General features: G+C 65.9%; 38 protein-coding genes and 1 tRNA gene. 33 read left to right on the top strand and 6 right to left on the bottom strand.

From position 1 onward, the window contains the following. Window positions 1-5: 5 nt before the first annotated feature. From rpsS to LRS03_RS15140, 29 genes are all read left to right on the top strand, one after another. A complete protein-coding gene (rpsS, locus tag LRS03_RS15280) occupies window positions 6-284 on the top strand; it encodes a 30S ribosomal protein S19 (RefSeq protein ID WP_257826450.1) in 279 nt (92 codons plus the stop codon). 11 nt (window positions 285-295) lie between these two features. Then, entirely contained in the window at window positions 296-625 is a 330-nt protein-coding gene (gene rplV / locus LRS03_RS15275) for a 50S ribosomal protein L22 (RefSeq protein ID WP_201810322.1), read from the top strand. Window positions 626-636: 11 nt separating this feature from the next. Beyond that, window positions 637-1,515 (top strand): 30S ribosomal protein S3, encoded by an 879-nt coding sequence (gene rpsC / locus LRS03_RS15270; protein WP_257826448.1) that lies wholly within the window; start codon window positions 637-639, stop codon window positions 1,513-1,515. Window positions 1,516-1,517: 2 nt separating this feature from the next. Then, window positions 1,518-1,934: a 50S ribosomal protein L16 gene (gene rplP, locus LRS03_RS15265; protein WP_257826447.1), complete on the top strand. Its 417-nt coding sequence runs from the start codon at window positions 1,518-1,520 to the stop codon at window positions 1,932-1,934. Between the two features lie 19 nt (window positions 1,935-1,953). After that, a complete protein-coding gene (gene rpmC / locus LRS03_RS15260; RefSeq protein WP_257826446.1) occupies window positions 1,954-2,154 on the top strand; it encodes a 50S ribosomal protein L29 in 201 nt (66 codons plus the stop codon). Next, window positions 2,151-2,444 carry a 30S ribosomal protein S17 gene (gene rpsQ / locus LRS03_RS15255; protein ID WP_257826445.1) on the top strand — a complete coding sequence of 98 codons (294 nt, stop codon included), beginning with the start codon at window positions 2,151-2,153 and terminating at the stop codon, window positions 2,442-2,444. Before rpmC ends, rpsQ begins: the two co-directional genes overlap by 4 nt. Window positions 2,445-2,558: 114 nt before the next feature. Beyond that, window positions 2,559-3,074 carry a peroxiredoxin gene (locus LRS03_RS15250; protein WP_257826443.1) on the top strand — a complete coding sequence of 172 codons (516 nt, stop codon included), beginning with the start codon at window positions 2,559-2,561 and terminating at the stop codon, window positions 3,072-3,074. A 194-nt stretch (window positions 3,075-3,268) separates the two neighbouring features. Continuing rightward, entirely contained in the window at window positions 3,269-3,637 is a 369-nt protein-coding gene (gene rplN / locus LRS03_RS15245; protein ID WP_201810338.1) for a 50S ribosomal protein L14, read from the top strand. 21 nt (window positions 3,638-3,658) lie between these two features. Then, window positions 3,659-3,991: a 50S ribosomal protein L24 gene (gene rplX, locus LRS03_RS15240; RefSeq protein WP_257826440.1), complete on the top strand. Its 333-nt coding sequence runs from the start codon at window positions 3,659-3,661 to the stop codon at window positions 3,989-3,991. A 5-nt stretch (window positions 3,992-3,996) separates the two neighbouring features. After that, window positions 3,997-4,578 (top strand): 50S ribosomal protein L5, encoded by a 582-nt coding sequence (rplE, locus tag LRS03_RS15235; protein WP_257826439.1) that lies wholly within the window; start codon window positions 3,997-3,999, stop codon window positions 4,576-4,578. Window positions 4,579-4,585: 7 nt separating this feature from the next. Continuing rightward, complete coding sequence (gene rpsN, locus LRS03_RS15230) at window positions 4,586-4,891, top strand: 30S ribosomal protein S14 (protein WP_257826437.1); 306 nt, start codon at window positions 4,586-4,588, stop codon at window positions 4,889-4,891. A 27-nt stretch (window positions 4,892-4,918) separates the two neighbouring features. Beyond that, a complete protein-coding gene (gene rpsH, locus LRS03_RS15225; protein WP_201810360.1) occupies window positions 4,919-5,314 on the top strand; it encodes a 30S ribosomal protein S8 in 396 nt (131 codons plus the stop codon). Window positions 5,315-5,329: 15 nt separating this feature from the next. After that, window positions 5,330-5,863 (top strand): 50S ribosomal protein L6, encoded by a 534-nt coding sequence (gene rplF, locus LRS03_RS15220; RefSeq protein ID WP_257826436.1) that lies wholly within the window; start codon window positions 5,330-5,332, stop codon window positions 5,861-5,863. A 12-nt stretch (window positions 5,864-5,875) separates the two neighbouring features. Continuing rightward, on the top strand, window positions 5,876-6,244 hold the full coding sequence (gene rplR / locus LRS03_RS15215; RefSeq protein ID WP_257826435.1) for a 50S ribosomal protein L18: 369 nt from the start codon (window positions 5,876-5,878) through the stop codon (window positions 6,242-6,244). An 11-nt stretch (window positions 6,245-6,255) separates the two neighbouring features. Then, a complete protein-coding gene (gene rpsE, locus LRS03_RS15210) occupies window positions 6,256-6,774 on the top strand; it encodes a 30S ribosomal protein S5 (protein ID WP_201810366.1) in 519 nt (172 codons plus the stop codon). 23 nt (window positions 6,775-6,797) lie between these two features. Then, on the top strand, window positions 6,798-6,986 hold the full coding sequence (gene rpmD, locus LRS03_RS15205; protein ID WP_257826433.1) for a 50S ribosomal protein L30: 189 nt from the start codon (window positions 6,798-6,800) through the stop codon (window positions 6,984-6,986). Window positions 6,987-7,000: 14 nt separating this feature from the next. Continuing rightward, a complete protein-coding gene (rplO, locus tag LRS03_RS15200) occupies window positions 7,001-7,432 on the top strand; it encodes a 50S ribosomal protein L15 (RefSeq protein ID WP_257826432.1) in 432 nt (143 codons plus the stop codon). Window positions 7,433-7,461: 29 nt separating this feature from the next. Continuing rightward, window positions 7,462-8,772 carry a preprotein translocase subunit SecY gene (gene secY, locus LRS03_RS15195; protein ID WP_257826431.1) on the top strand — a complete coding sequence of 437 codons (1,311 nt, stop codon included), beginning with the start codon at window positions 7,462-7,464 and terminating at the stop codon, window positions 8,770-8,772. A gap of 13 nt (window positions 8,773-8,785) precedes the next feature. After that, a complete protein-coding gene (gene infA, locus LRS03_RS15190) occupies window positions 8,786-9,004 on the top strand; it encodes a translation initiation factor IF-1 (RefSeq protein ID WP_047489367.1) in 219 nt (72 codons plus the stop codon). 49 nt (window positions 9,005-9,053) lie between these two features. Next, entirely contained in the window at window positions 9,054-9,167 is a 114-nt protein-coding gene (gene rpmJ, locus LRS03_RS15185) for a 50S ribosomal protein L36 (RefSeq protein WP_009548427.1), read from the top strand. Between the two features lie 38 nt (window positions 9,168-9,205). After that, complete coding sequence (rpsM, locus tag LRS03_RS15180) at window positions 9,206-9,571, top strand: 30S ribosomal protein S13 (protein WP_257826429.1); 366 nt, start codon at window positions 9,206-9,208, stop codon at window positions 9,569-9,571. 50 nt (window positions 9,572-9,621) lie between these two features. Continuing rightward, window positions 9,622-10,026: a 30S ribosomal protein S11 gene (gene rpsK, locus LRS03_RS15175; RefSeq protein ID WP_201810385.1), complete on the top strand. Its 405-nt coding sequence runs from the start codon at window positions 9,622-9,624 to the stop codon at window positions 10,024-10,026. Window positions 10,027-10,195: 169 nt separating this feature from the next. Continuing rightward, window positions 10,196-10,819, top strand: a complete 624-nt coding sequence (gene rpsD, locus LRS03_RS15170) for a 30S ribosomal protein S4 (protein ID WP_257826428.1) — start codon at window positions 10,196-10,198, stop codon at window positions 10,817-10,819. Window positions 10,820-10,985: 166 nt separating this feature from the next. Next, a complete protein-coding gene (locus LRS03_RS15165; RefSeq protein WP_257826427.1) occupies window positions 10,986-11,972 on the top strand; it encodes a DNA-directed RNA polymerase subunit alpha in 987 nt (328 codons plus the stop codon). Between the two features lie 84 nt (window positions 11,973-12,056). Then, complete coding sequence (gene rplQ / locus LRS03_RS15160) at window positions 12,057-12,455, top strand: 50S ribosomal protein L17 (protein ID WP_257826425.1); 399 nt, start codon at window positions 12,057-12,059, stop codon at window positions 12,453-12,455. A 133-nt stretch (window positions 12,456-12,588) separates the two neighbouring features. Continuing rightward, window positions 12,589-12,665 (top strand) — tRNA-Met (locus LRS03_RS15155). A 146-nt stretch (window positions 12,666-12,811) separates the two neighbouring features. Continuing rightward, window positions 12,812-13,129, top strand: coding sequence for a hypothetical protein (locus LRS03_RS15150; RefSeq protein ID WP_257826423.1), 318 nt, complete (start codon window positions 12,812-12,814; stop codon window positions 13,127-13,129). Between the two features lie 21 nt (window positions 13,130-13,150). Continuing rightward, the gene (locus tag LRS03_RS15145; RefSeq protein ID WP_257826422.1) at window positions 13,151-13,813 is read left to right on the top strand and encodes a VOC family protein; all 663 of its coding nucleotides are present in this window, start codon (window positions 13,151-13,153) and stop codon (window positions 13,811-13,813) included. A 17-nt stretch (window positions 13,814-13,830) separates the two neighbouring features. Next, entirely contained in the window at window positions 13,831-14,238 is a 408-nt protein-coding gene (locus LRS03_RS15140; RefSeq protein WP_257826421.1) for a DUF2784 domain-containing protein, read from the top strand. On the opposite strand, the gene LRS03_RS15135 is transcribed toward LRS03_RS15140, so the two are convergent. After that, window positions 14,227-14,586: a thioredoxin family protein gene (locus tag LRS03_RS15135; RefSeq protein WP_257826420.1), complete on the bottom strand. Its 360-nt coding sequence runs from the start codon at window positions 14,584-14,586 to the stop codon at window positions 14,227-14,229. The two genes, LRS03_RS15140 and LRS03_RS15135, sit on opposite strands and share 12 nt — an antisense overlap. Window positions 14,587-14,699: 113 nt before the next feature. Between LRS03_RS15135 and LRS03_RS15130 the strand changes: the two genes are divergently transcribed. Beyond that, window positions 14,700-15,065 carry a hypothetical protein gene (locus LRS03_RS15130; protein WP_257826419.1) on the top strand — a complete coding sequence of 122 codons (366 nt, stop codon included), beginning with the start codon at window positions 14,700-14,702 and terminating at the stop codon, window positions 15,063-15,065. A 58-nt stretch (window positions 15,066-15,123) separates the two neighbouring features. Here the strand turns inward: LRS03_RS15130 and LRS03_RS15125 are convergent, their stop codons facing one another. Then, window positions 15,124-15,507 (bottom strand): DUF427 domain-containing protein, encoded by a 384-nt coding sequence (locus tag LRS03_RS15125; RefSeq protein WP_257826417.1) that lies wholly within the window; start codon window positions 15,505-15,507, stop codon window positions 15,124-15,126. Window positions 15,508-15,631: 124 nt separating this feature from the next. Here LRS03_RS15125 and LRS03_RS15120 point away from each other — a divergent pair, with 124 nt between their 5' ends. Continuing rightward, window positions 15,632-19,957 (top strand): DEAD/DEAH box helicase, encoded by a 4,326-nt coding sequence (locus tag LRS03_RS15120; RefSeq protein ID WP_257826415.1) that lies wholly within the window; start codon window positions 15,632-15,634, stop codon window positions 19,955-19,957. Next, complete coding sequence (locus tag LRS03_RS15115; RefSeq protein WP_257826414.1) at window positions 19,954-20,667, top strand: aspartate/glutamate racemase family protein; 714 nt, start codon at window positions 19,954-19,956, stop codon at window positions 20,665-20,667. The genes LRS03_RS15120 and LRS03_RS15115 overlap by 4 nt, the downstream gene beginning before the upstream one ends. Here the strand turns inward: LRS03_RS15115 and LRS03_RS15110 are convergent. The 4 genes from LRS03_RS15110 to LRS03_RS15095 all read right to left on the bottom strand — a co-directional run bounded on the left by LRS03_RS15110 (window position 20,652) and on the right by LRS03_RS15095 (window position 23,526). Then, window positions 20,652-20,864 carry a DUF2061 domain-containing protein gene (locus tag LRS03_RS15110; protein ID WP_257826413.1) on the bottom strand — a complete coding sequence of 71 codons (213 nt, stop codon included), beginning with the start codon at window positions 20,862-20,864 and terminating at the stop codon, window positions 20,652-20,654. The two genes, LRS03_RS15115 and LRS03_RS15110, sit on opposite strands and share 16 nt — an antisense overlap. 104 nt (window positions 20,865-20,968) lie before the next feature. Beyond that, a complete protein-coding gene (locus LRS03_RS15105) occupies window positions 20,969-22,402 on the bottom strand; it encodes an NAD-dependent succinate-semialdehyde dehydrogenase (RefSeq protein WP_257826412.1) in 1,434 nt (477 codons plus the stop codon). A 116-nt stretch (window positions 22,403-22,518) separates the two neighbouring features. After that, window positions 22,519-22,968, bottom strand: coding sequence for a hypothetical protein (locus LRS03_RS15100; RefSeq protein ID WP_257826411.1), 450 nt, complete (start codon window positions 22,966-22,968; stop codon window positions 22,519-22,521). A 15-nt stretch (window positions 22,969-22,983) separates the two neighbouring features. Beyond that, the gene (locus LRS03_RS15095; RefSeq protein ID WP_257826409.1) at window positions 22,984-23,526 is read right to left on the bottom strand and encodes a glycine zipper domain-containing protein; all 543 of its coding nucleotides are present in this window, start codon (window positions 23,524-23,526) and stop codon (window positions 22,984-22,986) included. A gap of 240 nt (window positions 23,527-23,766) precedes the next feature. On the opposite strand from LRS03_RS15095, the gene LRS03_RS15090 reads away from it, so the two are divergent. Next, window positions 23,767-24,777 carry a sulfate ABC transporter substrate-binding protein gene (locus LRS03_RS15090; protein ID WP_257826408.1) on the top strand — a complete coding sequence of 337 codons (1,011 nt, stop codon included), beginning with the start codon at window positions 23,767-23,769 and terminating at the stop codon, window positions 24,775-24,777. The last annotated feature ends 48 nt before the right edge of the window (window positions 24,778-24,825 follow it).

The following is a 24,825-nucleotide window of genomic DNA, read 5'->3' as shown; positions in this document are numbered from 1 at the left end:
GGCATATGACTCGTTCACTCAAGAAGGGTCCGTTCGTCGACCATCACCTTCAGGCCAAGGTCGAGAAGGCGGTCGCCACCAAGGACAAGAAGCCGATCAAGACCTGGTCGCGCCGCTCGACGATCCTCCCCGATTTCATCGGTGTGACGATCGCCGTGCACAACGGCAAGCAGCACGTGCCGGTGTACGTCACGGACCAGATGGTCGGCCACAAGCTCGGCGAATTTGCGCTCACCCGCACGTTCAAGGGCCATCCGGCTGACAAGAAGGCCAACAAGAAGTAAGGATGACGACGATGGAAACCAAAGCTATCGTTCGCGGCGTCCGCCTCTCGGCTGACAAGGGTCGGCTGGTGGCCGACATGGTCCGCGGCAAGAAGGTGGACCAGGCGCTCAACATCCTGACGTTCACCCCCAAGAAGGCTGCCGGCATCATCAAGAAGTGCCTCGAGTCCGCGATCGCGAACGCCGAGCACAACGACGGTGCTGACATCGACGAGCTGACCGTGAAGACGATCTACGTCGAGCAAGGTGCCACGCTGAAGCGCTTCTCCGCACGGGCCAAGGGCCGCGGCAACCGCATCAGCAAGCCGACCGCGCACATCTACATCACCGTCGGCAACTAAAGGCAAAGACCATGGGACAAAAAATCCACCCAACCGGGTTCCGCCTGCCGGTCACGCGCAATTGGGCCTCGCGTTGGTACGCATCGAACCAGAACTTCGCCACGATGCTGGCCGAAGACCTGAAGGTTCGTGACTACCTCAAGGCGCGCCTGAAGAGCGCTGCGGTGTCGCGCATCCTGATCGAGCGCCCCGCCAAGAACGCCCGCATCACCATCTTCTCGGCGCGCCCGGGTGTGGTGATCGGCAAGAAGGGCGAGGACATCGAAAACCTGAAGGCCGAACTGACCAAGCGTCTGGGCGTGCCCGTCGCGGTCAACATCGAAGAAGTGCGCAAGCCCGAGATCGATGCCCAGTTGATCGCCGACAGCATCACCCAGCAGCTTGAGAAGCGCATCATGTTCCGCCGTGCGATGAAGCGCGCGATGCAGAACGCCATGCGCCTGGGCGCCCAGGGCATCAAGCTGATGTCGTCGGGCCGCCTGAACGGCATCGAAATCGCTCGCTGCGAGTGGTATCGCGAAGGCCGCGTGCCTCTGCACACCCTCAAGGCCGACATCGACTACGGCTTCTCCGAGGCTCACACCACCTATGGTGTGATCGGCGTGAAGTGCTGGGTCTACCGCGGTGACCGACTGGCCAACGGTGAAGTCGCCCAGGTCAAGCCCGAGGTGCAGGAAGACGATCGTCGCCCGCGCCGTGGCCCCCGTCCTGGCGGCCCTGGTGCCCCGGGCGGTCGTGGTGACCGTGGTGCCCCGCGCCGCGATGGTGGTCGACCGGCTGAAGGTGCGGCAACTGCTGCAGCACCGGCTGCCGACGCGCCCAAGGCGCCGGCCGTCAAGCGTGTGCGCAAGGCCGCCACGCCTGGTGCTGCTGAGCCCAAAGGAGAATAAGCATGCTGCAACCCGCACGCAGAAAATTCCGCAAGGAACAAAAGGGTCGCAACACCGGTGTCGCCACTCGTGGCGCAGCCGTGTCGTTCGGCGACTTCGGCCTCAAGGCCACCGAGCGCGGCCGCCTGACGGCACGCCAGATCGAAGCGGCTCGCCGCGCGATCTCGCGCCACATCAAGCGCGGTGGCCGCATCTTCATCCGCATCTTCCCCGACAAGCCGATCTCGCAAAAGCCGGCCGAAGTCCGCATGGGCAACGGCAAGGGCAACCCCGAGTACTACGTGGCCGAGATCCAGCCGGGCAAGGTGCTGTACGAAATCAACGGCGTGCCTGAACAGCTGGCCCGCGAAGCGTTCAAGTTGGCTTCGGCCAAACTGCCGCTGAGCACCACGTTCGTCGCCCGCCAAGTGGGCGCCTGAGGCGCGAACGGAGAGTTACATGAAAGCATCCGAACTCCGCGCCAAGGACGTTGCTGCACTCGAGAAAGAAGTGGCTGACCTGATGAAGGCCCACTTCGGTCTGCGCATGCAGAAGGCGACCCAGCAGTTGACCAACCACACGACGCTGGGCAATACCCGCCGTGACATCGCTCGTGCCAAGACCATCCTGGCCGAGAAGAAGAAAGGGGTCGCGAAATGACTTCCACCGCCGGTGAAATCAAGATCGACGCTCCGGGCAAGAACCAGCGCAAGCTGGTCGGCAAGGTCGTCAGCGACAAGCGTTCCAAGACCGTCACGGTCCTGATCGAGCGTCGCACCAAGCACGAGCTGTACGGCAAGATCGTCGCCAAGTCCAGCAAGTACCACGCTCATGACGAAAAGGGCGAGTACAAGATGGGCGATACGGTCGAGATTGCCGAGAGCCGTCCGATCTCCAAGACCAAGTCGTGGGTTGTCACCCGCTTGGTCGAGAAGGCTCGCGAAGTCTGATCTGATCTCCCCTTGCGGGCCTGAACTCCCGCAGCAGCGGTCGGGTGTGTCCTCTCCCAGGCGCCCCGGCCGCTTTGCATTCCATCTGACTCTCTCAATTGTTCGGAGGTGACCATGCTCAAGGTTGGCGACAAGCTCCCCGCAGGCACGCTGCAGGAATTCATCGAGGTCGAAGGCAACGGCTGCTCGATTGGCCCCAACACCTTCGACATCGCGAAAGAGACGGCTGGCAAGACCATCGCCGTGTTCGCGCTGCCGGGTGCCTACACCCCCACCTGCTCGGCGCAGCACGTGCCGGGCTACTTGAAGCAGGCCGACGAACTGAAGAAGGCCGGCGTGGATGAGATCTGGTGCGTGTCGGTCAACGACGCCTTCGTGATGGGCGCCTGGGGGCGCGATCAGAAGACGGGCGGAAAGGTCCGCATGATGGCCGACGGTAGCGCCGCTTTCGCCAACGCGACCGGCCTGACCCTCGACCTGACCTCCCGCGGCATGGGGGTGCGCTCGCAGCGCTATTCCATGCTGGTGCAAGACGGCGTGATCAAGTCGCTGAACGTCGAAGCCCCGGGCAGGTTCGAGGTGAGCGACGCCGACACGCTGCTCGAACAAGCCAAGAAGCTGAAGGGCTGAGCGTCAGAAAGACCATTGCCCGTGCTTGACACGGGCTTTTGCAGCGCTGCATAATCCGCAGCTTCGCCGAAAACCGGCCGTGACGCCATTGCGCATCACGCTACGAGTCGGCTCCGCCCACCTGCCAATGGTTTCGGCCAAAGGCCTACGGGCCCAAGACTGCTTGCTTCGGCAAGACAAGTTGGGGACAGAACATGATTCAAATGCAATCGCGACTTGACGTCGCGGACAACACTGGCGCGAAGTCCGTCCAGTGCATCAAGGTGCTTGGCGGCTCCAAGCGTCGCTACGCCGGCATCGGTGACGTGATCAAGGTGTCCATCAAGGAAGCTGCGCCGCGTGGTCGCGTGAAGAAGGGCGAGGTCTACAGCGCCGTCGTCGTTCGCACCGCCAAGGGTGTGCGGCGCCAGGATGGTTCGCTGGTCAAGTTCGACGGCAATGCCGCCGTGCTGCTGAACGCCAAGCTTGAGCCGATCGGCACCCGCATCTTTGGCCCGGTGACGCGTGAACTGCGTACCGAGCGTTTCATGAAGATCGTTTCGCTCGCACCCGAAGTGCTCTGAGCTGCGGCTGGAGAAAGATGAATGAACAAGATTCGCAAAGGCGACCAGGTCATCGTGTTGACCGGCCGCGACAAGGGCAAGCGTGGCACGGTGCTGTCGCGCGAAAGTGAAGACCGCATCGTGGTCGAGGGTGTGAACGTGGTGAAGAAGCACGTCAAGCCGAATCCGATGAAGGGTACGACCGGCGGTGTCGTCGACAAGACCCTGTCGATTCACCAGTCCAACGTCGCCATCTTCAATCCCGCCACCGGCAAGGCCGATCGTGTGGGCATCAAGCTGGTGGCCGACGCCAAGACCAACAAGACCACCAAGGTCCGCGTCTTCCGCTCCAGCGGCGACGAAATCAAGGCGTAATCAACATGGCCAAGCAACCAGCCCAAGCTGCCCAATCGGGTGCGCCCGCCGCCCGCCTGCAGAAGGTCTATCGCGAGACCATCGCCCCGGCGCTCATTCAGAAGTTCGGCTACAAGTCGCCGATGCAGGTGCCGCGCATCACCAAGATCACGCTCAACATGGGTGTGAGCGAGGCGGTGTCCGACAAGAAGGTCATGGAGCACGCCGTCGGCGACCTGACCAAGATCGCGGGCCAGAAGCCCGTGGTCACCAAGAGCAAGAAGGCCATCGCCGGCTTCAAGATCCGTGACGGCGTGCCCATCGGCTGCATGGTCACGCTGCGTGGCGTGCAGATGTACGAATTCCTGGACCGCTTCGTGACGATCGCGCTGCCCCGCGTGCGCGACTTCCGTGGCATCTCCGGTCGTTCGTTCGATGGTCGTGGCAACTACAACATCGGCGTCAAAGAACAGATCATCTTCCCCGAGATCGAGTACGACAAGGTGGATGCTCTGCGTGGTCTGAACATCAGCATCACGACGACCGCGAAGAGTGACGACGAGTGCAAGGCACTGCTGTCGGCCTTCAAATTCCCGTTCAAGAACTGAGGCGGCCATGGCTAAAACTTCCCTCATCCAGCGCGAACTGAAGCGCGAGCAATTGGTCGCCAAGTACAAGAAGAAGTACGACGAGCTGAAGGCCACTGCGAACGATGCCAAGAAGTCCGACGAAGAGCGCTACGCCGCCCGTCTGGCCCTGCAGCAGCTGCCTCGCAACGCCTACCCGACCCGCCAGCGCAACCGCTGCGAACTGACCGGCCGCCCCCGCGGCACGTTCCGCAAGTTCGGTCTGGCCCGCAACAAGATCCGCGAACTGGCCTTCAAAGGTGACATCCCCGGTGTCATCAAGGCGAGCTGGTAATCGGCACGACGATCAGGAGATATTCGAATGAGCATGAGTGATCCTATCGCCGACATGCTGACGCGCATCCGCAACGCGCAGATGGTCGAGAAGACCAGCGTTGCCCTGCCGTCCAGCAAGCTGAAGGTGGCGATTGCCCAGGTCCTGAAGGACGAGGGTTACATCGAGAGCTTCGCCATCACCGGCGACAAGGCCAAGCCGCAGCTGGAAATCGCGCTGAAGTACTACGCCGGTCGCCCCGTGATCGAGCACATCGAGCGCGTGAGCCGTCCTGGTCTGCGCATCTACAAGGGCCGCCACGACATCCCCAGCGTCCAGAACGGACTGGGCGTGGCCATCGTCACCACCCCGAAGGGCGTGATGACCGACCGCAAGGCACGCCAAGCCGGCATCGGCGGCGAAGTGCTCTGCTACGTCGCCTAAGAAGGGAAGAGAGCAATGTCCCGCGTTGGAAAAATGCCGATCGCCATCCCCAAGGGTGTGGATGTGTCGATCACCGCTGAGCAGATCAGCATCAAGGGCTCGCTCGGCACGCTGGTGCGTCCGGTGAATTCACTCGTGACCGTCAAGAGTGCCGAAGGCAAGGTCACCTTTGTTCCGGCCAACGATTCGGTCGAGGCCGATGCCATGTCCGGCACCATGCGTGCGCTGGTGAATAACATGGTCAACGGCGTGAGCAAGGGTTTCGAGCGCAAGCTGACTCTGGTGGGCGTGGGCTTCCGTGCCCAGGCCGCCGGCCAGAAGCTCAACCTGCAGATCGGTTTCTCGCACCCCGTCGCCAAAGACATGCCGGCTGGCATCAAGGTCGAGTGCCCGACGCAAACCGAAATCATCATCAAGGGTTCTGATCGTCAAGTCGTGGGCCAGATCGCCGCTGAAGTTCGCGCGATCCGCCCGCCCGAGCCGTACAAGGGCAAGGGCATCCGCTATGCGGACGAGAAGGTCACGATCAAAGAGACCAAGAAGAAGTAAGGAGCGACGACCATGTCACTGACCAAGAAGGACCAGCGCATTCGCCGCTCCCGCCAGACCCGCGCCCGCATTGCGGTGCAGCGCGTGGCCCGCCTGACGGTGTTCCGTACCAATCTGCACATCTACGCCAACGTCATCTCCGACGACGGCAGCAAGGTGCTGGCGAGCGCCTCGACCGCCGAAGCCGACGTTCGCAAGGAACTCGGCGCCGCTGGCAAGGGTGGCAATGTCAACGCCGCCACGCTGATCGGCAAGCGCATCGCCGAGAAGGCCAAGGCCGCCGGCATCGAGAAGGTCGCGTTCGACCGCGCTGGTTTCGCTTATCACGGCCGCGTGAAGGCCCTGGCTGAAGCCGCGCGTGAAGCCGGCCTGCAGTTCTAAGGAATACTGAAATGGCAAAGTTCACTCCCCGCGCGCAAGCCGAAGGCAACGACGACGGCCTGAAGGAAAAAATGATCGCGGTGAACCGCGTCACCAAGGTGGTGAAGGGCGGCCGCACGCTGAGCTTCGCGGCGCTGACCGTGGTCGGTGACGGCGATGGTCGCATCGGCATGGGCAAGGGCAAGGCCAAGGAAGTGCCGGTCGCGGTGCAGAAGGCCATGGAATCGGCCCGCCGCAACTTGTTCAAGGTCTCGCTCAAAAACGGCACCATCCACCACAAGGTGGTCGGTGAGCACGGCGCCTCGCGCGTGCTGATGGCTCCGGCCAAGCCTGGTGACGGCATCATCGCTGGCGGCCCGATGCGCGCCGTCTTCGAGGTGATGGGCGTGACCGACATCGTGTGCAAGAGCCTCGGCTCGTCGAACCCCTACAACATGGTTCGCGCCACGCTCGACGCGCTGAAGAACATCAGCACCCCGGCCGAGATCGCCGCCAAGCGTGGCCTGACGGTCGAAGAGATCACCAGCTGAACGGCTGGGATCGGAGAAACATCATGGCAGCAGCAGACAAGAAGACCGTCACCGTGAAGCTCGTGCGGAGCATCGCCGGCACGCGTGAATCGCACCGCGCCACCGTGCGTGGCCTGGGCCTGCGCAAGCTCAACAGCACCTCCACGCTCGAAGACACCCCGTCCGTGCGCGGCATGATCACCAAGGTCCAGTACCTGGTGAAGGTGATCTGAGGCAAGGAAAGAACATGGAACTCAACACCATCAAGCCCGCAGAGGGTTCGAAGCGCGCCCGCCGCCGCGTCGGCCGTGGCATCGGCTCGGGCCTGGGCAAGACCGCCGGGCGTGGCCACAAGGGTCAGAAGTCGCGTTCGGGTGGCTACCACAAGGTGGGCTTCGAAGGCGGCCAGATGCCGCTGCAGCGTCGCCTGCCCAAGCGTGGTTTCAAGTCGGCTTCGCTCAAGTACAACGCCGAGATCAGCCTGACGGACCTGGAACGCCTGGGCGCCGCCGAAGTTGACGTGCTCGCACTCAAGGCCGCTGGCCTCGTGGGTGAACTCGCCAAAGTGGTGAAGGTGATCAAGTCGGGTGAGCTGACAAAGAAGGTTTCGCTCAAGGGCATCGGCGCGACCGCCGGCGCCAAGGCAGCGATCGAAGCGGCCGGCGGCTCAGTCGCCTGACGCAACCGACCTCATAGGAAACGGTCTCAGTGGCAACCAACGCGAATCAGCTGGCCAAGAGTGGCAAGTTCGGCGACCTCCGTCGTCGGCTTGTCTTCTTGCTGCTCGCGCTCGTGGTGTACCGCATCGGTGGGCACATCCCGGTGCCGGGTATCGACCCGGCCCAGCTGCAGGAGATGTTCAAGTCGCAGGAAGGGGGCATCCTCAGTCTGCTGAACGTTTTCTCCGGCGGCGCGCTGCAACGCTTCACCGTGTTTGCGCTGGGCATCATGCCGTACATCTCCGCGTCGATCATCATGCAACTGATGACCTACGTGATCCCCTCGCTCGAAGCCTTGAAGAAGGAAGGCGAGGCCGGTCGCCGCAAGATCACGCAATACACCCGCTACGGCACACTCGGCTTGGCCCTGTTCCAGGCGCTGGGCATTGCGCTCGCCCTTGAGGGCTCGCCCGGGCTCGTCATCAGCCCGGGCTTCGGCTTCCGCATGACCGCCGTGGTGAGCCTGGTGGCAGGCACGATGTTCCTGATGTGGCTGGGTGAACAGATCACCGAGCGTGGCTTGGGCAATGGCATCTCGATCCTGATCTTCGGCGGCATCGCCGCGGGTTTGCCGAGCGCCATCGGTGGCCTGCTGGAGCTGGTGCGTACCGGCGCGATGAGCGTCCTGGTGGCCATCTTCATCGTCGTGCTGGTGGGTGCGGTCACCTACATCGTGGTGTTCGTCGAGCGTGGCCAACGCAAGATCCTGGTGAACTACGCCAAGCGTCAGGTGGGCAACAAGGTCTACGGCGGTCAGTCGTCGCACCTGCCGCTCAAGCTGAACATGTCGGGTGTGATTCCGCCGATCTTCGCCTCGTCGATCATCCTGCTGCCGGCCACGATCGTGGGCTGGTTTGCCACGGGCGACAGCCTGCGCTGGCTGAAGGATCTTGCCGCCGCGTTGTCGCCAGGGCAGCCGATCTACGTGATGCTGTTTGCCGCGGCCATCGTGTTCTTCTGCTTCTTCTATACGGCGCTGGTTTTCAACAGCCGTGAGACCGCAGACAACCTAAAGAAGAGCGGCGCCTTCATTCCCGGCATTCGCCCCGGTGAACAGACCGCACGTCACATCGACCGCATCCTGTCGCGTCTGACACTGGCCGGTGCGATCTACATCACCGCGGTGTGTTTGCTCCCCGAGTTCCTCGTGCTGAAGTACAACGTTCCGTTCTACTTCGGTGGCACCTCCCTGCTGATCATCGTGGTGGTCACGATGGACTTCTGGGCCCAGGTGCAGAGTTATGTGATGAGTCAGCAGTACGAGTCACTGCTGAAGAAGGCAAGTTTCAAGGCAAGCTGAACCCCAACACGGCATGGCCAAAGACGACGTCATTCAGATGCAGGGCGAGATTCTGGAGAACCTCCCCAACGCCACGTTCCGAGTGAAGCTGGAAAACGGGCACATCGTGCTGGGCCACATCTCCGGAAAGATGCGCATGCACTACATCCGCATTCTTCCCGGTGACAAGGTGACGGTCGAGTTGACGCCATACGACCTGACGCGGGCACGCATTGTGTTCCGCGCCAAGTGACAACGGATCTGATTTGAGAAGCGGTCTGACGAAGGCCTAGGAGAAGAGAATGAAAGTTGCAGCATCGGTGAAGAAGATGTGCCGGAATTGCAAGATCATCCGCCGCAAGGGCGTGGTGCGCGTGATCTGCACGGATCCGCGTCACAAGCAGCGCCAAGGCTGAGCAACGCCTTCGACGCACAGAGCGAATAGAGGAAGCACATGGCACGTATTGCTGGTATCAACATTCCGCCGCATAAGCACGCCGAGATCGGCCTGACTGCGATCTACGGCATTGGCCGGACGACCGCGCAGAAGATCTGTAGCGCCAGCGGCGTTCCCTTCGATCGCAAAATCAAGGACCTGACCGACGCCGATCTGGAAAAGATCCGCGAAGAGATCGGCAAGCTCACGATCGAAGGCGATCTGCGTCGCGAGATGTCCATCAACATCAAGCGCCTGATGGACCTGGGTTGCTACCGCGGATTCCGCCACCGTCGCGGCCTGCCGGTTCGCGGCCAGCGCACGAAGACGAACGCACGCACCCGCAAGGGGCCGCGCAAGTCCGGCGCCCTGGTGAAGAAGTGATCGCTGCTCGGCACACGGCAGTCTGACGAGCATCAAGAGAGAAGGTCGATATGGCTAAAGCACCCCAGAACACCGCCGCACAGCGCGTGCGCAAGAAGGTCCGCAAGAACGTTGCGGACGGCATCGCGCACGTCCACGCGTCGTTCAACAACACGATCATCACCATCACCGACCGCCAGGGCGGCGCCCTGTCGTGGGCGTCGAGCGGCGGCCAGGGTTTCAAGGGTTCGCGCAAATCGACTCCTTTTGCCGCCCAGGTGGCCGCTGAAGTGGCGGGCCGCGCTGCGCAAGAGCAAGGCATCAAGAACCTCGACGTGCGCATCAAGGGCCCGGGCCCGGGCCGGGAGTCGTCGGTCCGTGCACTGGCTTCGCTGGGCATCCGCATCACGTCCATCTCGGACGTGACACCGGTCCCGCACAACGGTTGCCGCCCGCAGAAGCGTCGCCGCATCTAAGGATTCGCATCGTTTTTCGTCGCCGGCCAGTGCCTCACGGTGCTCGCCGGCGGTTCTGCTGAAACCGCAAGGTTTCTTTAAGCCCACCGTCTGAGCGCCCATAAAACAACCCGCCAGACTCGCGCGAGCTGCCCTGTGAAGCACGCGTCAGATTGACAAAGGAAGCAACGTGGCACGTTACCTAGGACCCAAGGGCAAACTCGCCCGCCGTGAAGGCACCGATCTTTTCCTGAAGAGCGCTCGCCGCCCGATCGGGGACAAGGTCAAGTTCGACAGCAAGCCCGGCCAGCACGGCCGCACCTCCGGCTCGCGTACCTCCGACTTCGGCCTGCAACTGCGCGAGAAGCAGAAGGTCAAGCGCATGTACGGCATTCTGGAGCGTCAGTTCCGTCGCTATTTCGCCGAGGCCGAACGCCGCAAGGGCAACACCGGTGCCAACCTGCTGACCCTGCTCGAGTCGCGCCTCGACAATGTGGTCTACCGCATGGGCTTCGGTTCTACGCGCGCCGAAGGCCGCCAGCTGGTGTCGCACAAGGCCATCACCGTGAACGGCCAGGTCGTGAACATCGCCTCCTACTCGGTCAAGGTCGGTGACGTGGTCGCCGTGCGCGAAAAGTCGAAGAAGCAGCTGCGCATCACCGACGCGCTGAAGCTTGCGGAATCGCAAGGCATGCCCAACTGGGTGCAGGTCGATGCGAGCAAGCTGGAAGGCGTGTTCAAGAAGACGCCGGATCGCGATGAGTTCGGCGCCGACATCAAGGAAGCGCTGATCGTCGAACTGTATTCGCGCTGATGTGCGCGCTGGCCGCGAAAGGCGCCTCGGGCGCCTGCGCGGCTTTCGCGAGCCAGGAGCTCGCGAGTTTTTAGAGTTCCCTACGTCCGCGGCGGCATCCCACCGTTGCGGTTGGTCCCTCAGCCTTATCGGTGTAACGAACCGAGGGTATTGAAAGAAAGACCTCATGCAAACAAACCTGCTCAAACCCAAAGCCATCAATGTGGAGCCGCTCGGCGGCAACCGCGCCAAGGTCACGCTCGAGCCGTTCGAGCGCGGCTACGGTCACACGCTGGGCAACGCGCTGCGTCGCGTGCTGCTGTCGTCGATGGTGGGGTATGCGCCGACCGAAGTGACCATCGCCGGCGTGCTGCACGAGTACTCGGCGATCGATGGCGTGCAAGAAGACGTGGTTCACATCATGCTGAACCTCAAGGGCGTGGTGTTCCGCCTGCACAACCGCGATGAGGTCACGCTGGTCCTGCGCAAGGAAGGCGAGGGCCCCGTCACCGCCGGCGACATCCAGACGCCGCACGACGTCGAGATCATCAACCCCGAGCACGTCATCGCCCACCTGTCGCAAGGCGGCAAGCTCGACATGCAGATCAAGGTCGAGAAGGGCCGCGGCTACGTGCCGGGCACGCTGCGCCGCTACGGCGATGAGCCGACCAAGTCGATCGGCCGCATCGTGCTCGATGCCTCGTTCTCGCCGGTTTCGCGCGTGAGCTACACGGTGGAAAGCGCCCGCGTTGAGCAGCGTACCGACCTTGACAAGCTCGTGATGGAAATCGCCACCAACGGCGCCATCACCCCGGAAGAAGCCATCCGCGCCTCGGCCAAGATCCTCGTCGAGCAGCTCGCCGTGTTCGCGCAACTCGAGGGCAGCGAAATCGCCGCCTTCGACGCGCCGGCCCAGCGCAGCACGCAGTTCGATCCGATCCTGCTGCGTCCGGTCGATGGCTTCGAGCTCACCGTGCGTTCGGCTAACTGCCTGAAGGCCGAAAACATCTACTACATCGGCGACCTGATCCAGCGTACCGAGACCGAGCTGCTGAAGACGCCGAACCTCGGCCGCAAGTCGCTCAACGAGATCAAGGAAGTGCTGGCCTCGCGTGGCCTCACGCTCGGCGCTCGCCTCGAAAACTGGCCGCCTCAAGGCCTGGACAAGCGTTAACCCAACAGGGCTGATCCACAGCCCGGTGCACCCGGCAGTACCTGATACGGCTGCCGGTATTCATAGTCAAGAAAGGAAAGCACCATGCGTCACCGCCACGGACTTCGTAAGCTCAACCGCACCAGCGAGCATCGCCTCGCCATGCTGCGCAACATGACCAATTCGCTGCTGCAGCACGAAGCAATCAAGACCACCCTGCCCAAGGCCAAGGAACTGCGCCGCGTCGTCGAGCCGCTGATCACCTTGGCGAAGGAGCCGACGCTGGCCAACCGCCGCCTGGCCTTTGACCGCACGCGCGACCGCGACATCGTGACCAAGCTCTTCAATGAATCCGGCCCGCGCTACAAGGCTCGCCCGGGCGGCTACACCCGCATCCTGAAGATGGGTTTCCGTGTCGGCGACAACGCGCCGATGGCGTTCGTCGAACTGGTCGACCGCCCGGAACCTGCGGCTGAAGGAGCCGGCGCGGACAAGGCTGAGTAAGCCGTTCCAGCAGCATCGAAAGGGCCGGTTTCACCGGCCCTTTTTCTTTGGGGTTCGTCGACATTTCTCCTACGCGTGGCACGTGTTCAGCGGCGACATTGGTGTCACCTTGTGCTACACTCTTTGGCTCAGTCGCGGGGTGGAGCAGTCTGGTAGCTCGTTGGGCTCATAACCCAAAGGTCGTTGGTTCAAATCCAGCCCCCGCAACCAAATTCAGCAAGAAGAACCAGAACTCAAAAGGCCCGCCGTGTGCGGGCCTTTTTGCATTTGAGGCCCTGTGGCCAAGGGCTTGTCTTGGGTACGCTACGCCGCATGCGCGACTGCCCGCGCTGAACTCGCAACTCCGGCATCGACACATGAAAAATCCTCTTGTGGCGGCGTATCGCTACACCTCCAACAACTGGTCGCAGGTCCGGGAGAGCAAGGTCTGCGGTTGCTGCAACTGCGTGCAGACATTTGCGCCCGACGAGGTGGTGGGCTGGACCGGCCTGGACATGCACAACGCCGACGACCCCAAGGCCATCGAGGGCCAGACCGCAATGTGTCCGAGGTGCGGTAGCGAAGCCGTGCTTGGCGACAAGTCGGGCTATCCGATCACGTTGCAGTTCCTGACGCAGATGAACGAAGCCTGGTTTCAGCAGACCTTGATCCGCCCCAGCGGACCCAAGGCCTGACGCGTCGCCCGAGAGATCGTCGTGCAGAGCTGCCGCATCGACCACATCACCATTACGGCGCCGACCCTGGAGGCGGGCGGTGGGTTGGTCTTCGAATGCCTGGGGCTGAGGCCCCAGCCAGGGGGTGAGCATCCGCGCATGGGGACGCACAACCAGCTGTTGCGTCTCGGTGAGTCCATCTTCCTTGAGGTGATAGCGGTCAACCCGGATGCCCCGCGGCCGATGCGCCCGCGCTGGTTCGAGCTCGATGCACTCTCGGCGACGAGTCGGCCCCGCCTTGCGTGCTGGGTGGCGCGCACCGGCGACATCCATGCGGCGTTGAACGCGAGCCCCGCGCCGCTGGGGGTGGCCGAAACGATGTCCAGAGGGGCGCTGGAGTGGCTCATCTCCATTCCGCCGGAGGGTCACCTGCCGTTCGGCGGCGCGGCTCCGGCGTTGATCCAGTGGCACACCCACGCCCACCCTGCTTTGGGTTTGGAGGACAAGGGCTGCAGGCTCGCCGCGCTGGAACTGCTGCACCCGCAAGCTCCGGCGCTGCGCGCTGTGCTCGACGGGCTTCAGGTGGCGGAGCCGGGCGTCGAGTTATCTGTGCACGAAGCCGCTTCGCCGGGTCTGGTGGCGCACATCGACACGCCGGGCGGGCTTCGCCGCATCGGTGAGGCAGCCCCTCGCCTGCGGCGCTAGCAGGCGGCTTCGACCCCATGGATGACGCGCGCCTCTACCAACTCCTCGCCGACGCGGTGCTCGTGCTCCACGTGTCACTGGTGCTCTTCGTCGTGGGGGGCCTCGCGCTGATCGTCCTTGGCAACCTGCGCGCATGGGCCTGGGTCAACGCCTGGTGGTTCAGGCTCGCCCACCTCGCGACCATCGGTGTGGTGGTCGCCGAAGCCTGGTGGGGCGTCGTATGCCCGCTGACCACGCTCGAGATGTGGCTGCGCACCCAGGCTCGCGGTAGCACCTATGCTGGCAACTTCATCGAGTACTGGCTGCAGGCGCTGCTGTTCTGGCAAGCCCCGCCGTGGGTGTTCACCGCTGCCTACACGCTCTTCGGATTGGCGGTGGTGGCGGCCTGGTGGTGGTTTCCGCCTAAGCGCCGTTCAGGGGCGTGACCACAGGCGCGTGGCGAGCGCCTGCACCTCGGCATCGGGGTGGACGCCACCACGGCGGCCTTCGCGCTCGCTGCGCAACAGGCGCCACAGGGTGTCCTTGTGCGGCAGCACGGTGCCGAAGAAGCGCACCCCATCGGCATCGCTGACCAGCAAGGTGGGAAAGTTTTCCACCTCGACCGGGTCGACGAACTCTGACTCGTCTTCGATGTCGACCCACACGAAGCGCATGTCGGCATTCGCCTGCGCGGCTTCGTCAAAGATGCTGCGGTAGTCGCGGCAGGTGCCGCACCATTCGGCGCACAGACAGACCACCAGCAGCGGTGCAGAGGAAGAGGGTGTGTCGGACATCGCCCCGGATCATCTCAGACCTCGCCGCGTCCCGCCCGCGCAGGCCTGTTCCGGAACACGAGTTGCCACGACCGGGGCAGGCTGGGTGTCCAGTCGCTGAAGGAGATACATCCATGAGCAAGAAGCTACTCGCCGCCATCGTCGCGACCACCCTGGGCTGCGGCATGGCCGTGGCACAGACCACCCCGAACACCGCCGAAAGCACCGCGGCACCGAACGCCCCGCAAACGGCGCCCGGCGGCCTGACGCAGGCCGGCAAGGACGCCAAGGAGCAGTCCAAGGGCGAATACAAGGCCCGCAAGAAGGTCGCCGAGGCGAACAAGGAACTGAACAAGGCCGACTGCGAGACATCGGCCAACGGCATGGCCGAACACGCCTGCAAGAAGCACGCACGCGCCCAGGCCAAGGAAGAGAAGGCCGAGGCGAAGATGATCTACGAGAACGAGAAGAAGGACATCAAGGCCAATCACAGCAAGTGACGCTGAGCGGGACGGCGGGCCGAGCGCCCGCTGTTCCGTCAACCGTGCGGTTGACGGGTTAGAGCCGCGGTTCGATCAGCAGCGTGGGAATCTGCTCTTCCCAGAACGCAATGCGCCCCCGCAGACCCTGATGTTCTTCGTACGGGTCTTCGTAGCTCCAGGCCACGTCGCGCATCAGCCCGGTGCCGAGCCTGAGTGAGTAGTAGGTCGCCCGGCCCTTGAACGGGCAGTCGGTGCTGGTGTCGGAGCGCACGAGCCGGCGCATCGCCACATCGTCGCGCGGGAAGTAGTAACGCACCGGGTTGCGGTCTTCCACCACCTGCACCACGTCGATCGAATCCGCGATCACCTCACCATCGATCTCGACTTTCATCCACAAACCCAGCGGCTGTTCCCGCACGTGGTGCTCGGGGTGCCGTTCATGGCCGGGTGATTTGCGCATCGCGAACTCCTGTGACGCATCCAACACCCCTGGGCGGCAAACCCCATGCCGTGGCCCACCCTGGTGCAAGGACTTCAGGGCCTGGCAGCAGCGCGGCAGGAGACGGCGATATGCTGACCCCGCCATGCCGCTGCAAGAGTTTCACCCTGCCGTTGCCCGCTGGTTCCAGAAGACCTTCCCGGCGCCGACCGAGGCGCAGGCGGCCGCGTGGCCTGCGATCCGGGCCGGCCGCCACACGCTCGTCGCCGCACCCACCGGCTCGGGCAAGACGTTGACGGCCTTCCTCGCCGCGCTCGATGGCCTGGTGCGCCAGGGCTTGCGGCCGGAAGGGCTGCCCGACGAGACGGTGGTGGTGTACGTCTCGCCGCTCAAGGCCCTGTCGAACGACATCCGCCTCAACCTCGAAGCGCCGCTTGCCGGCATCCGCACCGAATTGGGGGCGCTCGGCCTGCCCGACGTCGAGATCCGCACCGCGGTGCGCACCGGCGACACGCCGCAGCGGGAGCGCCAGCTGAGCCTGAAGCGGCCGCCGCACATCCTCGTGACCACGCCCGAGTCGCTCTACGTGCTGCTCGGCTCGCTGTCGGGGCGCCGCATGCTCGCGACCGTGCGCGCAGTGATCGTCGACGAGATCCATGCCGTTGCCGACGGCAAGCGCGGCAGCCATCTTGCACTCTCGCTCGAACGCCTGCAGCACCTGTGCGGCGTGCGGCTGAGCCGCATCGGCCTTTCGGCCACGCAAAAGCCGATCGAGGAGGTGGCACGTTTTCTCGTCGGCAGCGCCGCGGTGCACGACGGCGTGGCCGATTGCCACATCGTCGACATTGGCTACGCCAAGCAGCGCGACCTCGCCCTCGTTGTGCCGCCCACGCCGCTCGGTGCGGTGATGTCCAATGACCAGTGGGAGCAGGTCTACCGCCAGGTCGCCGCGATGGCGCAGGAGCACCGCACCACGCTCGTCTTCGTCAACACGCGCCGCATGGCCGAGCGAGCGGCACGGCATCTCGGCGAGTTGCTCGGCAAGGAGTCGGTCGCGGCGCACCATGGCAGCCTGGCCAAGGAGGCGCGGCTCGATGCCGAACAGCGCCTCAAACGCGGCGAACTCACGCTGCTCGTCGCCACCGCGTCGCTGGAACTCGGCCTCGACATCGGCGATGTGGAGCTGGTCTGCCCGCTCGGCTCGCCGCGCTCGATCGCGAGCTTCCTGCAGCGTGCGGGCCGCTCGGGCCACGCAGTGGGCGGGGTGCCGAAGGCGCGGCTTTTCCCGCAGTCGCGTGACGAGCTGGTGGAGTGCGCCGCCCTGCTCGACTGCGTGCGCCGCGGCGAGCTCGACGCTTTGCACGTGCCCGTCGCCCCGCTCGACGTGCTGGCCCAGCAGATCGTGGCCGAGGTCGCCTGCGAAGAGTGGGACGAGACCGCGCTCTACGACCTCGTGCGCCGCGCCTGGCCCTATGCCGCGCTGTCGCGTGAGCGCTTCGACGAGGTGGTGCGCATGCTCGCCGACGGCTACACCACACGCCATGGCCAGCGCGGCGCCTATGTGCACCGCGACGCGGTGCACCACCGCCTGCGCGAGCGGCGCGGCGCGCGCATGACCGCGCTCACCTCGGGCGGCACGATTCCCGAAACCGGCGACTACACCGTGCTGCTGGAGCCGCAGGCTACGCAGGTCGGCACCGTCAACGAAGACTTCGCGGTCGAGAGCTTGGCCGGCGACATCTTCCAGCTGGGCAACACCAGCTACCGCATCCTGCGCATCGAACCCGGCCGTGTGCGTGTGGAAGATGCGCACGGCGCGCCGCCCAACATCCCGTTCTGGCTCGGCGAAGCGCCGGGACGCAGCGACGAACTGTCGCTCGGGGTGTCGCGCCTGCGCGAAGCCTTGGCGCGCCTGCTCGCCGAACAGGGGGCCGACGCCGCGCGCCACTGGCTCGTCGACACCCTGCGGCTGGGAGACGACGCCGCACGCCAACTCGTCGACCACCTCGCGCGTGCCGTCGCGGTGCTGGGCGAGCTGCCCACGCAGAACTGCATCGTGCTCGAACGATTCTTCGACGAATCGGGCGGCATGCAGCTCATCGTGCATTCGCCCTTCGGCAGTCGCCTCAACCGCGCCTGGGGCCTCGCGCTGCGCAAGCGCTTCTGCCGCCAGTTCAACTTCGAGCTGCAGGCGGCGGCGACCGAAGACGCGATCGTGCTGTCGCTCTCCACCAGCCACAGCTTCCCCCTCGACGAGGTGCCGCGCTATCTGCACAGCCACACCGCGCTCGACGTGCTGCTGCAGGCCTTGCTCGATGCACCGCTCTTCGGTGCGCGCTGGCGCTGGAACGCGACGAATGCGTTGGCGTTGCCGCGCTTCACCGGCGGGCGAAAGGTCGCGCCGCAGCTGCAGCGCATGCGCTCCGAAGACCTGCTCGCGTCCATCTTCCCCGACCAGGTGGCCTGCGGCGAAAACATCGTCGGCGATCGCGAGATCCCCGAGCACCCGCTGGTCGCGCAGACACTCGCCGACTGCCTGAACGACGCGATGGATGCCAAGGGCTTTCTCGCCCTGCTGCGCCGGATCGAGTCAGGCGAGGTGAGGGTGGTGGTGCGCGACCTGCCGGCGCCTTCGCCGCTCGCCGCCGAGGCCCTGAGCGCGCGGCCCTACGCCTACCTCGACGATGCACCGATCGAAGAGCGCCGCACCCAGGCCGTGCAGGCGCGTCGATATGGCGATGCGGCAGGCGAGGCCGGTGAGCTCGGGCAGCTCGATGCCGAGGCCATCGCCAGCGTGCGCGAAGAAGCCTGGCCGCAACCGCGGCATGCCGACGAGATGCACGAGGTGTTGCTCGGCCTGGGCTTCGTCACGCAAGACGAGGCCGCGCAGAACGAGGGCTGGGCGGCGTGGCTCGACGCGCTGGCCCGTGTGCAGCGTGCGACGGCGCTGCAAGCCGAGGGTACGGTGCTGTGGGTGGCCGCCGAGCGGCTGGCGCTCTTGAGCGCCGTGCATCCGCAGGCCGCGCTGGCCCCCCGCATCGAGGCCCCCGCGGGCTTCGACACGCCTCCTGCATCGCGCGAAGAGGCCTTGCAGGAACTGCTGCGTTCGCGCCTGAGCGCGCTCGGGCCGGTGCGCGACGAGACGCTGGCACGCCAGTTCGCCGTGTCGGTGGGGGACATCGGGTTCGCACTGTCGGCGCTGCAGTCGGAAGGTTCGGTGATGCAGGGCCACTTCACGCCCGGCACGCCGGATGTCGAATGGTGCGAGCGGCACCTGCTCGCGCGCATCCACCGCTACACGCTCAAGCGCCTGCGGCGCGAGATCGAGCCGGTCTCGCCGCGCTACTTCGCGCGCTTTCTCTTCGAGTGGCAACGTGTGGGTGCCGAGAGCCGTGTCAGCGGGCCCGAGGCGCTCGCCGGTGTGCTCTCGCAGCTGGAAGGCTTCGAGGCCCCGGCGGCGCTTTGGGAGGCCGAGCTGCTGCCGGCGCGGGTGAAGGACTATTCCAGCGCCTGGCTCGACGACCTGTGCACCGCCGGCCGCACGCTGTGGATGCGCCTGCGTCCGATGGCCGCCGACACGCGGGCCGCCGGCACCTCGCTGCGGTCGACGCCCCTCCTGCTGCTGCCGCGCCGCAGCGCGGCGCTGTGGGCGAGCCTCGCACCGCCGGGCGCCGACGATGCGCAGCTGTCGTCGCGCGCCCAGCGTGCCGTGGCCTACCTGGCCGAACACGGTGCGTCGTTCTTCGACGAGATCGCCCACGGCACGCGCCTGCTGCAGGCCGAGCTGGAAGAAGCGCTGAGCGAACTCGTCGTGCGTGGCCGGGTGAACTGCGACAGCTACGCCGGCCTGCGCGCCTTGCTGGTGCCGGCCGGAAAACGGGCCACGGCCGCGTCGCGCCAGCGCCGGCGTGTCCCGCTCTTCAGCATCGAAGACGCCGGCCGCTGGACGCTTGTGCGCCAGCCGGTGTCGACGCAGGCCGCGCTGCCGGCCGAGGCGATCGAGCACGTGGCACGTGTGCTGCTGCGCCGCTATGGGGTGGTCGCGTGGCGCATCGTCGAGCGTGAGGCGGCGTGGCTGCCGCCGTGGCGCGAGCTGGTGCGGGTCTACCGACGACTGGAAGCGCGCGGTGAGATCCGCGGCGGCCGGTTCATCGATGGCAGCACCGGCGAGCAGTTCGCCTTGCCCGAGGCCATCACCGCGATGCGCCAGGTGCGCCGCCAGTCACCCGACGAGCATCTGGTGTGCCTGGCGGCCTCCGACCCGGCCAACCTGCTGGGCACCGTGCTCGCCGGGCCGAGGCTGCCGCGTGTCGCAGGCGCCAAGGTGCTGTACCGCGGTGGCGTGCCGATCGCCACGAGCGTCGCGGGGCAGGTCGAGTTCCTGCAGGCCCTGTCGCCGCCGCAGCAGCAGGCGGCCACGCGTGCGCTCTCGCTGGAGCCGGGCCTGCGCTTCCTGGAGTTGAGCCTGTGAACGATCCCTTGCACATCGGCATCGTCGGCTGTTCCGCCGAAGGTGCCGCGCTTTGCTACCGCACGCTGTGCGCCGAAGCGCCGGCGCTGCTGGGCCGGGCGCATGCGCACCCCGAGGTGTCGATGCACACGCCGTCACTTGCGGCGTATGTGGACCGCCTGGACCGCGGCGATCTGCAAGGGGTGGCCGACCTGATGCTCGCCTCGGCGACGAAGCTCGCAGCCATCGGCGCCGACTTCCTGATCTGCCCGGACAACACCCTCCACCAGGCCTTCGACCGGGTCGCCCCTCGCTCACCGCGGCCCTGGCTGCACATCGCCGACGAAGTGGCGCGTGTGGCGGCCGCGCGGGGGTTTCGCCGCGTGGGCGTGCTGGGCACGCACTGGCTGGTGAAGAGCGAGGTCTACCCGCAGGCGCTGCAGGCGTTCGGGATCGAGGCGGTGCGGCCCGACGACGCCGACCGCGATGCGCTCGGCCGCATCATCATGGACGAGCTGGTGCCCGGCATCGTGAAGCCGGTGTCGGTGGCGGCGCTGCAGCGCATCGTCGAGCGGCTCGCCGCGCGTGGCTGCGATGCGGTCGTGCTGGGGTGCACCGAGCTGCCACTGATGCTGGGCGATCACAACACCGCGCTGCCGACGCTCGATAGCACCCGCCTGCTGGCCCGCGCGGCGCTCGCGCAGGCGGTGCGCGCTCAGCGCCCGGCCTGAACCGGCGCGAGCGCCGGTTGCGCGCGGCGCGACCACACGAGCTCGTGGAAGAAGAAGGCCACGGTGTTGACCAGCGGCTCGATCAGCGCGACGGCCCCCGAGACCTGCCAGCTGCCGGTGATGGCATAGGTGACGCCGAAGGCCACGCTGAAGTGCAGCACGGCGAAGCTGGTGGTTTTCTTGACGTGACGGGCCATGACGAACTCCTTTGCTGGGATGGCGTTCAGTATGGCCTCGGATGAGAACGATTCTCATCAAATCGGCCGATGGCGGCCATAGCCACCCCCGGCCGGAGGCTGGATCAGAGCCCGGTTTGCGTCACGAACTTGGCGTTGAGGTAGGCGTTGATCGCGTCACTGCCGCCTTCGGTCCCGTAGCCCGAATCCTTGATGCCGCCGAAGGGCACCTCGGGCAAGGCCAGGCCGAAGTGGTTGATCGACACCATGCCGCTTTCGATCGCGCTGCCGATGGCGTTCGCGGTCTTGAGCGACTTGGTGAACGCATACGCTGCCAGGCCGAACGGCAGGCGGTTGGCTTCGGTCACCACCTCGTCGTAGGTCTTGAAGGTCATGATGGGGGCGATCGGGCCGAAGGGCTCTTCGTGCAGGATGCGTGCGTCGGCCGGCACGTCGGTCAGCACGGTGGGCTCGAAGAAATAGCCGGCGCCCGCACCACGCTTGCCGCCGAGCGCCACCTTCGCACCCTTGGCCACCGCGTCGTCGACGAACTGCTGCATCGCCTCGACACGCCGGCTGTTGGCCAGCGGGCCCATGCGCGTTTCTTTCTGCAGGCCATCGCCGACCTTGATCTGCGAGGCCGCGGCGACGAAGCCGTCGAGGAACTGCGGGTACACCGATTCGTGCACCAGAAAGCGGGTGGGCGAGACGCACACTTGGCCGGCGTTGCGGAACTTGGTGCCGGCCAGCTGCTTCGCTGCGGCCGCCACGTCGGCATCCTCGAACACGATGGCCGGGGCGTGGCCGCCCAGCTCCATCGTGATGCGCTTCATGTGCTGGCCGGCGAGCGCGGCCAGCTTCTTGCCCACCGGCGTGGAGCCGGTGAAGGTGATCTTGCGGATCACCGGGTGCGGGATCAGGTATTCGGAGATCTCGCTCGGCACGCCGAACACGAGGTTGATCACCCCGGCCGGTACGCCCGCATCGGCATACGCGCGGATCAGCGCGGCGCAGCTCGCCGGGGTCTCTTCCGGGCCCTTCAGGATGACCGAGCAGCCGGCGGCGAGCGCGGCCGAGACCTTGCGCACCGCCTGGTTGATCGGGAAGTTCCACGGCGTGAAGGCGGCGACCGGGCCGACCGGCTCCTTGATCACGAGCTGGCTCACGCCTTCGGCGCGTGCGGGCACGATCTGGCCGTAGGTGCGGCGCGCCTCTTCGGCGAACCAGTCGATCAGGTCACCGGCCGAGAGGGCTTCCATTCGCGCTTCAGCGAGCGGCTTGCCCTGCTCCAGCGTCATCAGCGGGGCGATCTCGTCGGCACGTTCACGCATCAGGTTGGCCGCCTTGCGCAGGACCTTGTAGCGCTCGTAGGGCGAGACCGCCTTCCACGTCTTGAAGCCCTTGTCGGCGGCGGCCAGTGCACGGTCGAGTTCGGCGACGCCGGCGTGGTGCAGGCGGGCCAGCACCTGGCCGGTCGCGGGATTGAGGATGGGCTCGCTCTTGCCGCTGGTGCCGGCGGTCCATTCGCCGTCGATGAACAGGGAGACGTCTGTGTACATGGGAGTCCTGAGGCTGGAGTGCATGAAGTGGCGCGAGGCCATGCGGAACGGAGATTGTTCCGCGCCTTGCAAGCCCAGGTTGTCGCTCAGGTTCCGCGGCGCCCGCGGGTCGAGCCTCAGCGCTGAGGCGCGGGCGGCACCGGGGCTGGGGCCGTGCGCGAGGCGGCAGCGGCCGGCGCCGGGGCGGCAGGGGCCGCGGGCGCCGCAGGCACCGCCGCGGCGGCGGGGGTGGCCGGTGTCGCAGGGGCGGGCGTGGCCGGCACTTCCTGCCAGGGTGACGGGCAGGAGGTGACGTACGGGTAGTACATCTGCGCTTCGCGGCAGTAGTACCAGAGGTGGGCCTGCTGGGCCGGTTGCACGATGAGCGGCTCGGCCGGCGGCTGCACGATCACCGGGCGCTCCACCACCATCGGCGGGCCCCAGAAGCCGGGCCACCAGAACGGGCCGCCGATCCACACACCGACCCGCGCGCGCGGGTGGGCATCGGCGACGGCCGGGGTCAGGCCGGCCAGCAAGGCCGCGGCCAGGGTGAGGGCGTGGAGCGGGGTGGCGAGGCAGGTGTTCATGGCGGGCTCCTCGGGTCAGCGCGTGGGCGGCGGGGGCTGGATGCCCTCGGGCGGCCGTGGAGGCGCGGGCGGCACCGGCGCGGGCGCCGTGCGGTAGCCCGCGTAGCCAACGCCGGGCACCTGGTTGCCCTTGGCGTACATGCACTGCTGGTAGGCGATGTCGTAGCGGCGCTGCGCGCTGCCGGCGGCGTAGTTGCTCTGGTCGGAGCCGACCGCCGCACCCGTCATGCCGCCCACCGCGGCACCGACGCCGGCGCTGCCATGGCTGCCGCCGATCAGCGCGCCCGCCGCGGCGCCGAGCACCACGCCGGTGGCGGTGGCGGCGGCGAAACGCTGGGCAGCGGCATCGCTGCCGGGGCCGCCGATGCGGCTGTGGGCCCAGTCCCGGCACATCTTGTCGTCGGCGATGAAGACTTCGAAAGGCTTGTTGGGTCCGGGCATCACATGGGCCGTCGGGCCGCTGGGCATCTGGGCGCAGCCCATCAGCGTGGCGGCGGCCAGAGCGGCCGGGACCAGAGCGTGCGAACGGGGACGGCGGGGCGTGGGCGCAGGGTTCATGGGGTCACCTGTTCATCTTTCTACTCGAAGCAACGATTGTCGAGCGGGCCCGTTGACGTCTTTACACGCCAGCAACGCGCGGCGCGGAAAAGCCCGGTGCCACCTGGTTGGTGTCGCCCGCGCTTAGTTGGTTCGCGAGCAAGCAAACGCTGTTTTCTTCGTTCTCCGATCAAGTGCGGCTCCCTAGCATGCCCTGCATCCCCGGCCTGTCCGGGCCATCGGCCTCCTGTGACCCTCACCATGAAGACTTCGATCCGCACCCTGCTCGCCACCACCACGCTGGCATTTCTGGCCGGCACCGCTTCGGCCAAGGACGTGACCCTCCTCAACGTCTCGTACGACCCCACCCGCGAGCTCTACCAGGAATACAACGCCGCCTTCGCCAAGCACTGGAAGGCGAAGACCGGCGACAACGTGACGATCAAGCAGTCGCACGGCGGCTCGGGCAAGCAGGCCCGCTCGGTGATTGACGGCATCGACGCCGACGTGGTGACGCTGGCCCTGGCCTATGACATCGACGAAGTGGCCGAGCGCGGCAAGCTGCTCAACCGCGAGTGGCAAAAGCGCCTCAAGCACAACAGCTCGCCCTACACCTCGACCTACATCTTCCTCGTGCGCAAGGGCAACCCCAAGGGCATCAAGGACTGGGGCGACCTGGTCAAGCCGGGGGTCTCGGTGATCACCGCCAACCCGAAGACCTCGGGCGGCGCGCGCTGGGGCTACCTCGCCGGCTACGGCTGGGCGCTCCAGCAACCGGGCGGCAGCGAGGCGAAGGCGAAGGAATACATCACCAAGCTCTTCCAGAACGTGCCCGTGCTCGACTCGGGCGCCCGCGGATCGACCGTGACCTTCGCCGAGCGTGGCCAAGGCGACGTGCTGCTGGCCTGGGAAAACGAGGCCCACCTCTCGCTCAAGGAATTTGGCGCGGACAAGTTCGACATCGTCTACCCGCCGACCAGCATCCTGGCCGAGCCGCCGGTGGCGGTGGTCGACAAGGTGGTCGACAAGAAGGGCACGCGCGAGGTGGCGACCGCCTACCTCGAGTACCTCTACACGCCCGAAGGCCAGGAGATCGCCGCCAAGAACTTCTACCGTCCCACCGACCCGAAGGTCGCCGCCAAGTACGCCAAGCAGTTCCCCGCCGTGAAGCTCTTCACGATCGACCAGGTGTTCGGTGGCTGGGCCAAGGCCCAGAAGACGCACTTCGCCGACGGCGGTGTGTTCGACCAGATCTACACCCGAAGCAAGTAAGCCGTTTGCCGGCAGGGGCTCTACTCGGGGAACGAATAAGCAAACTCA

The sequence above is a fragment of the Rhizobacter sp. J219 genome (assembly GCF_024700055.1).
In the GTDB taxonomy this organism is placed as follows: domain Bacteria; phylum Pseudomonadota; class Gammaproteobacteria; order Burkholderiales; family Burkholderiaceae_C; genus Rhizobacter.
Note: the sequence above shows the minus strand (reverse complement) of the source record. Positions and strands in the feature narration are given on the sequence as shown.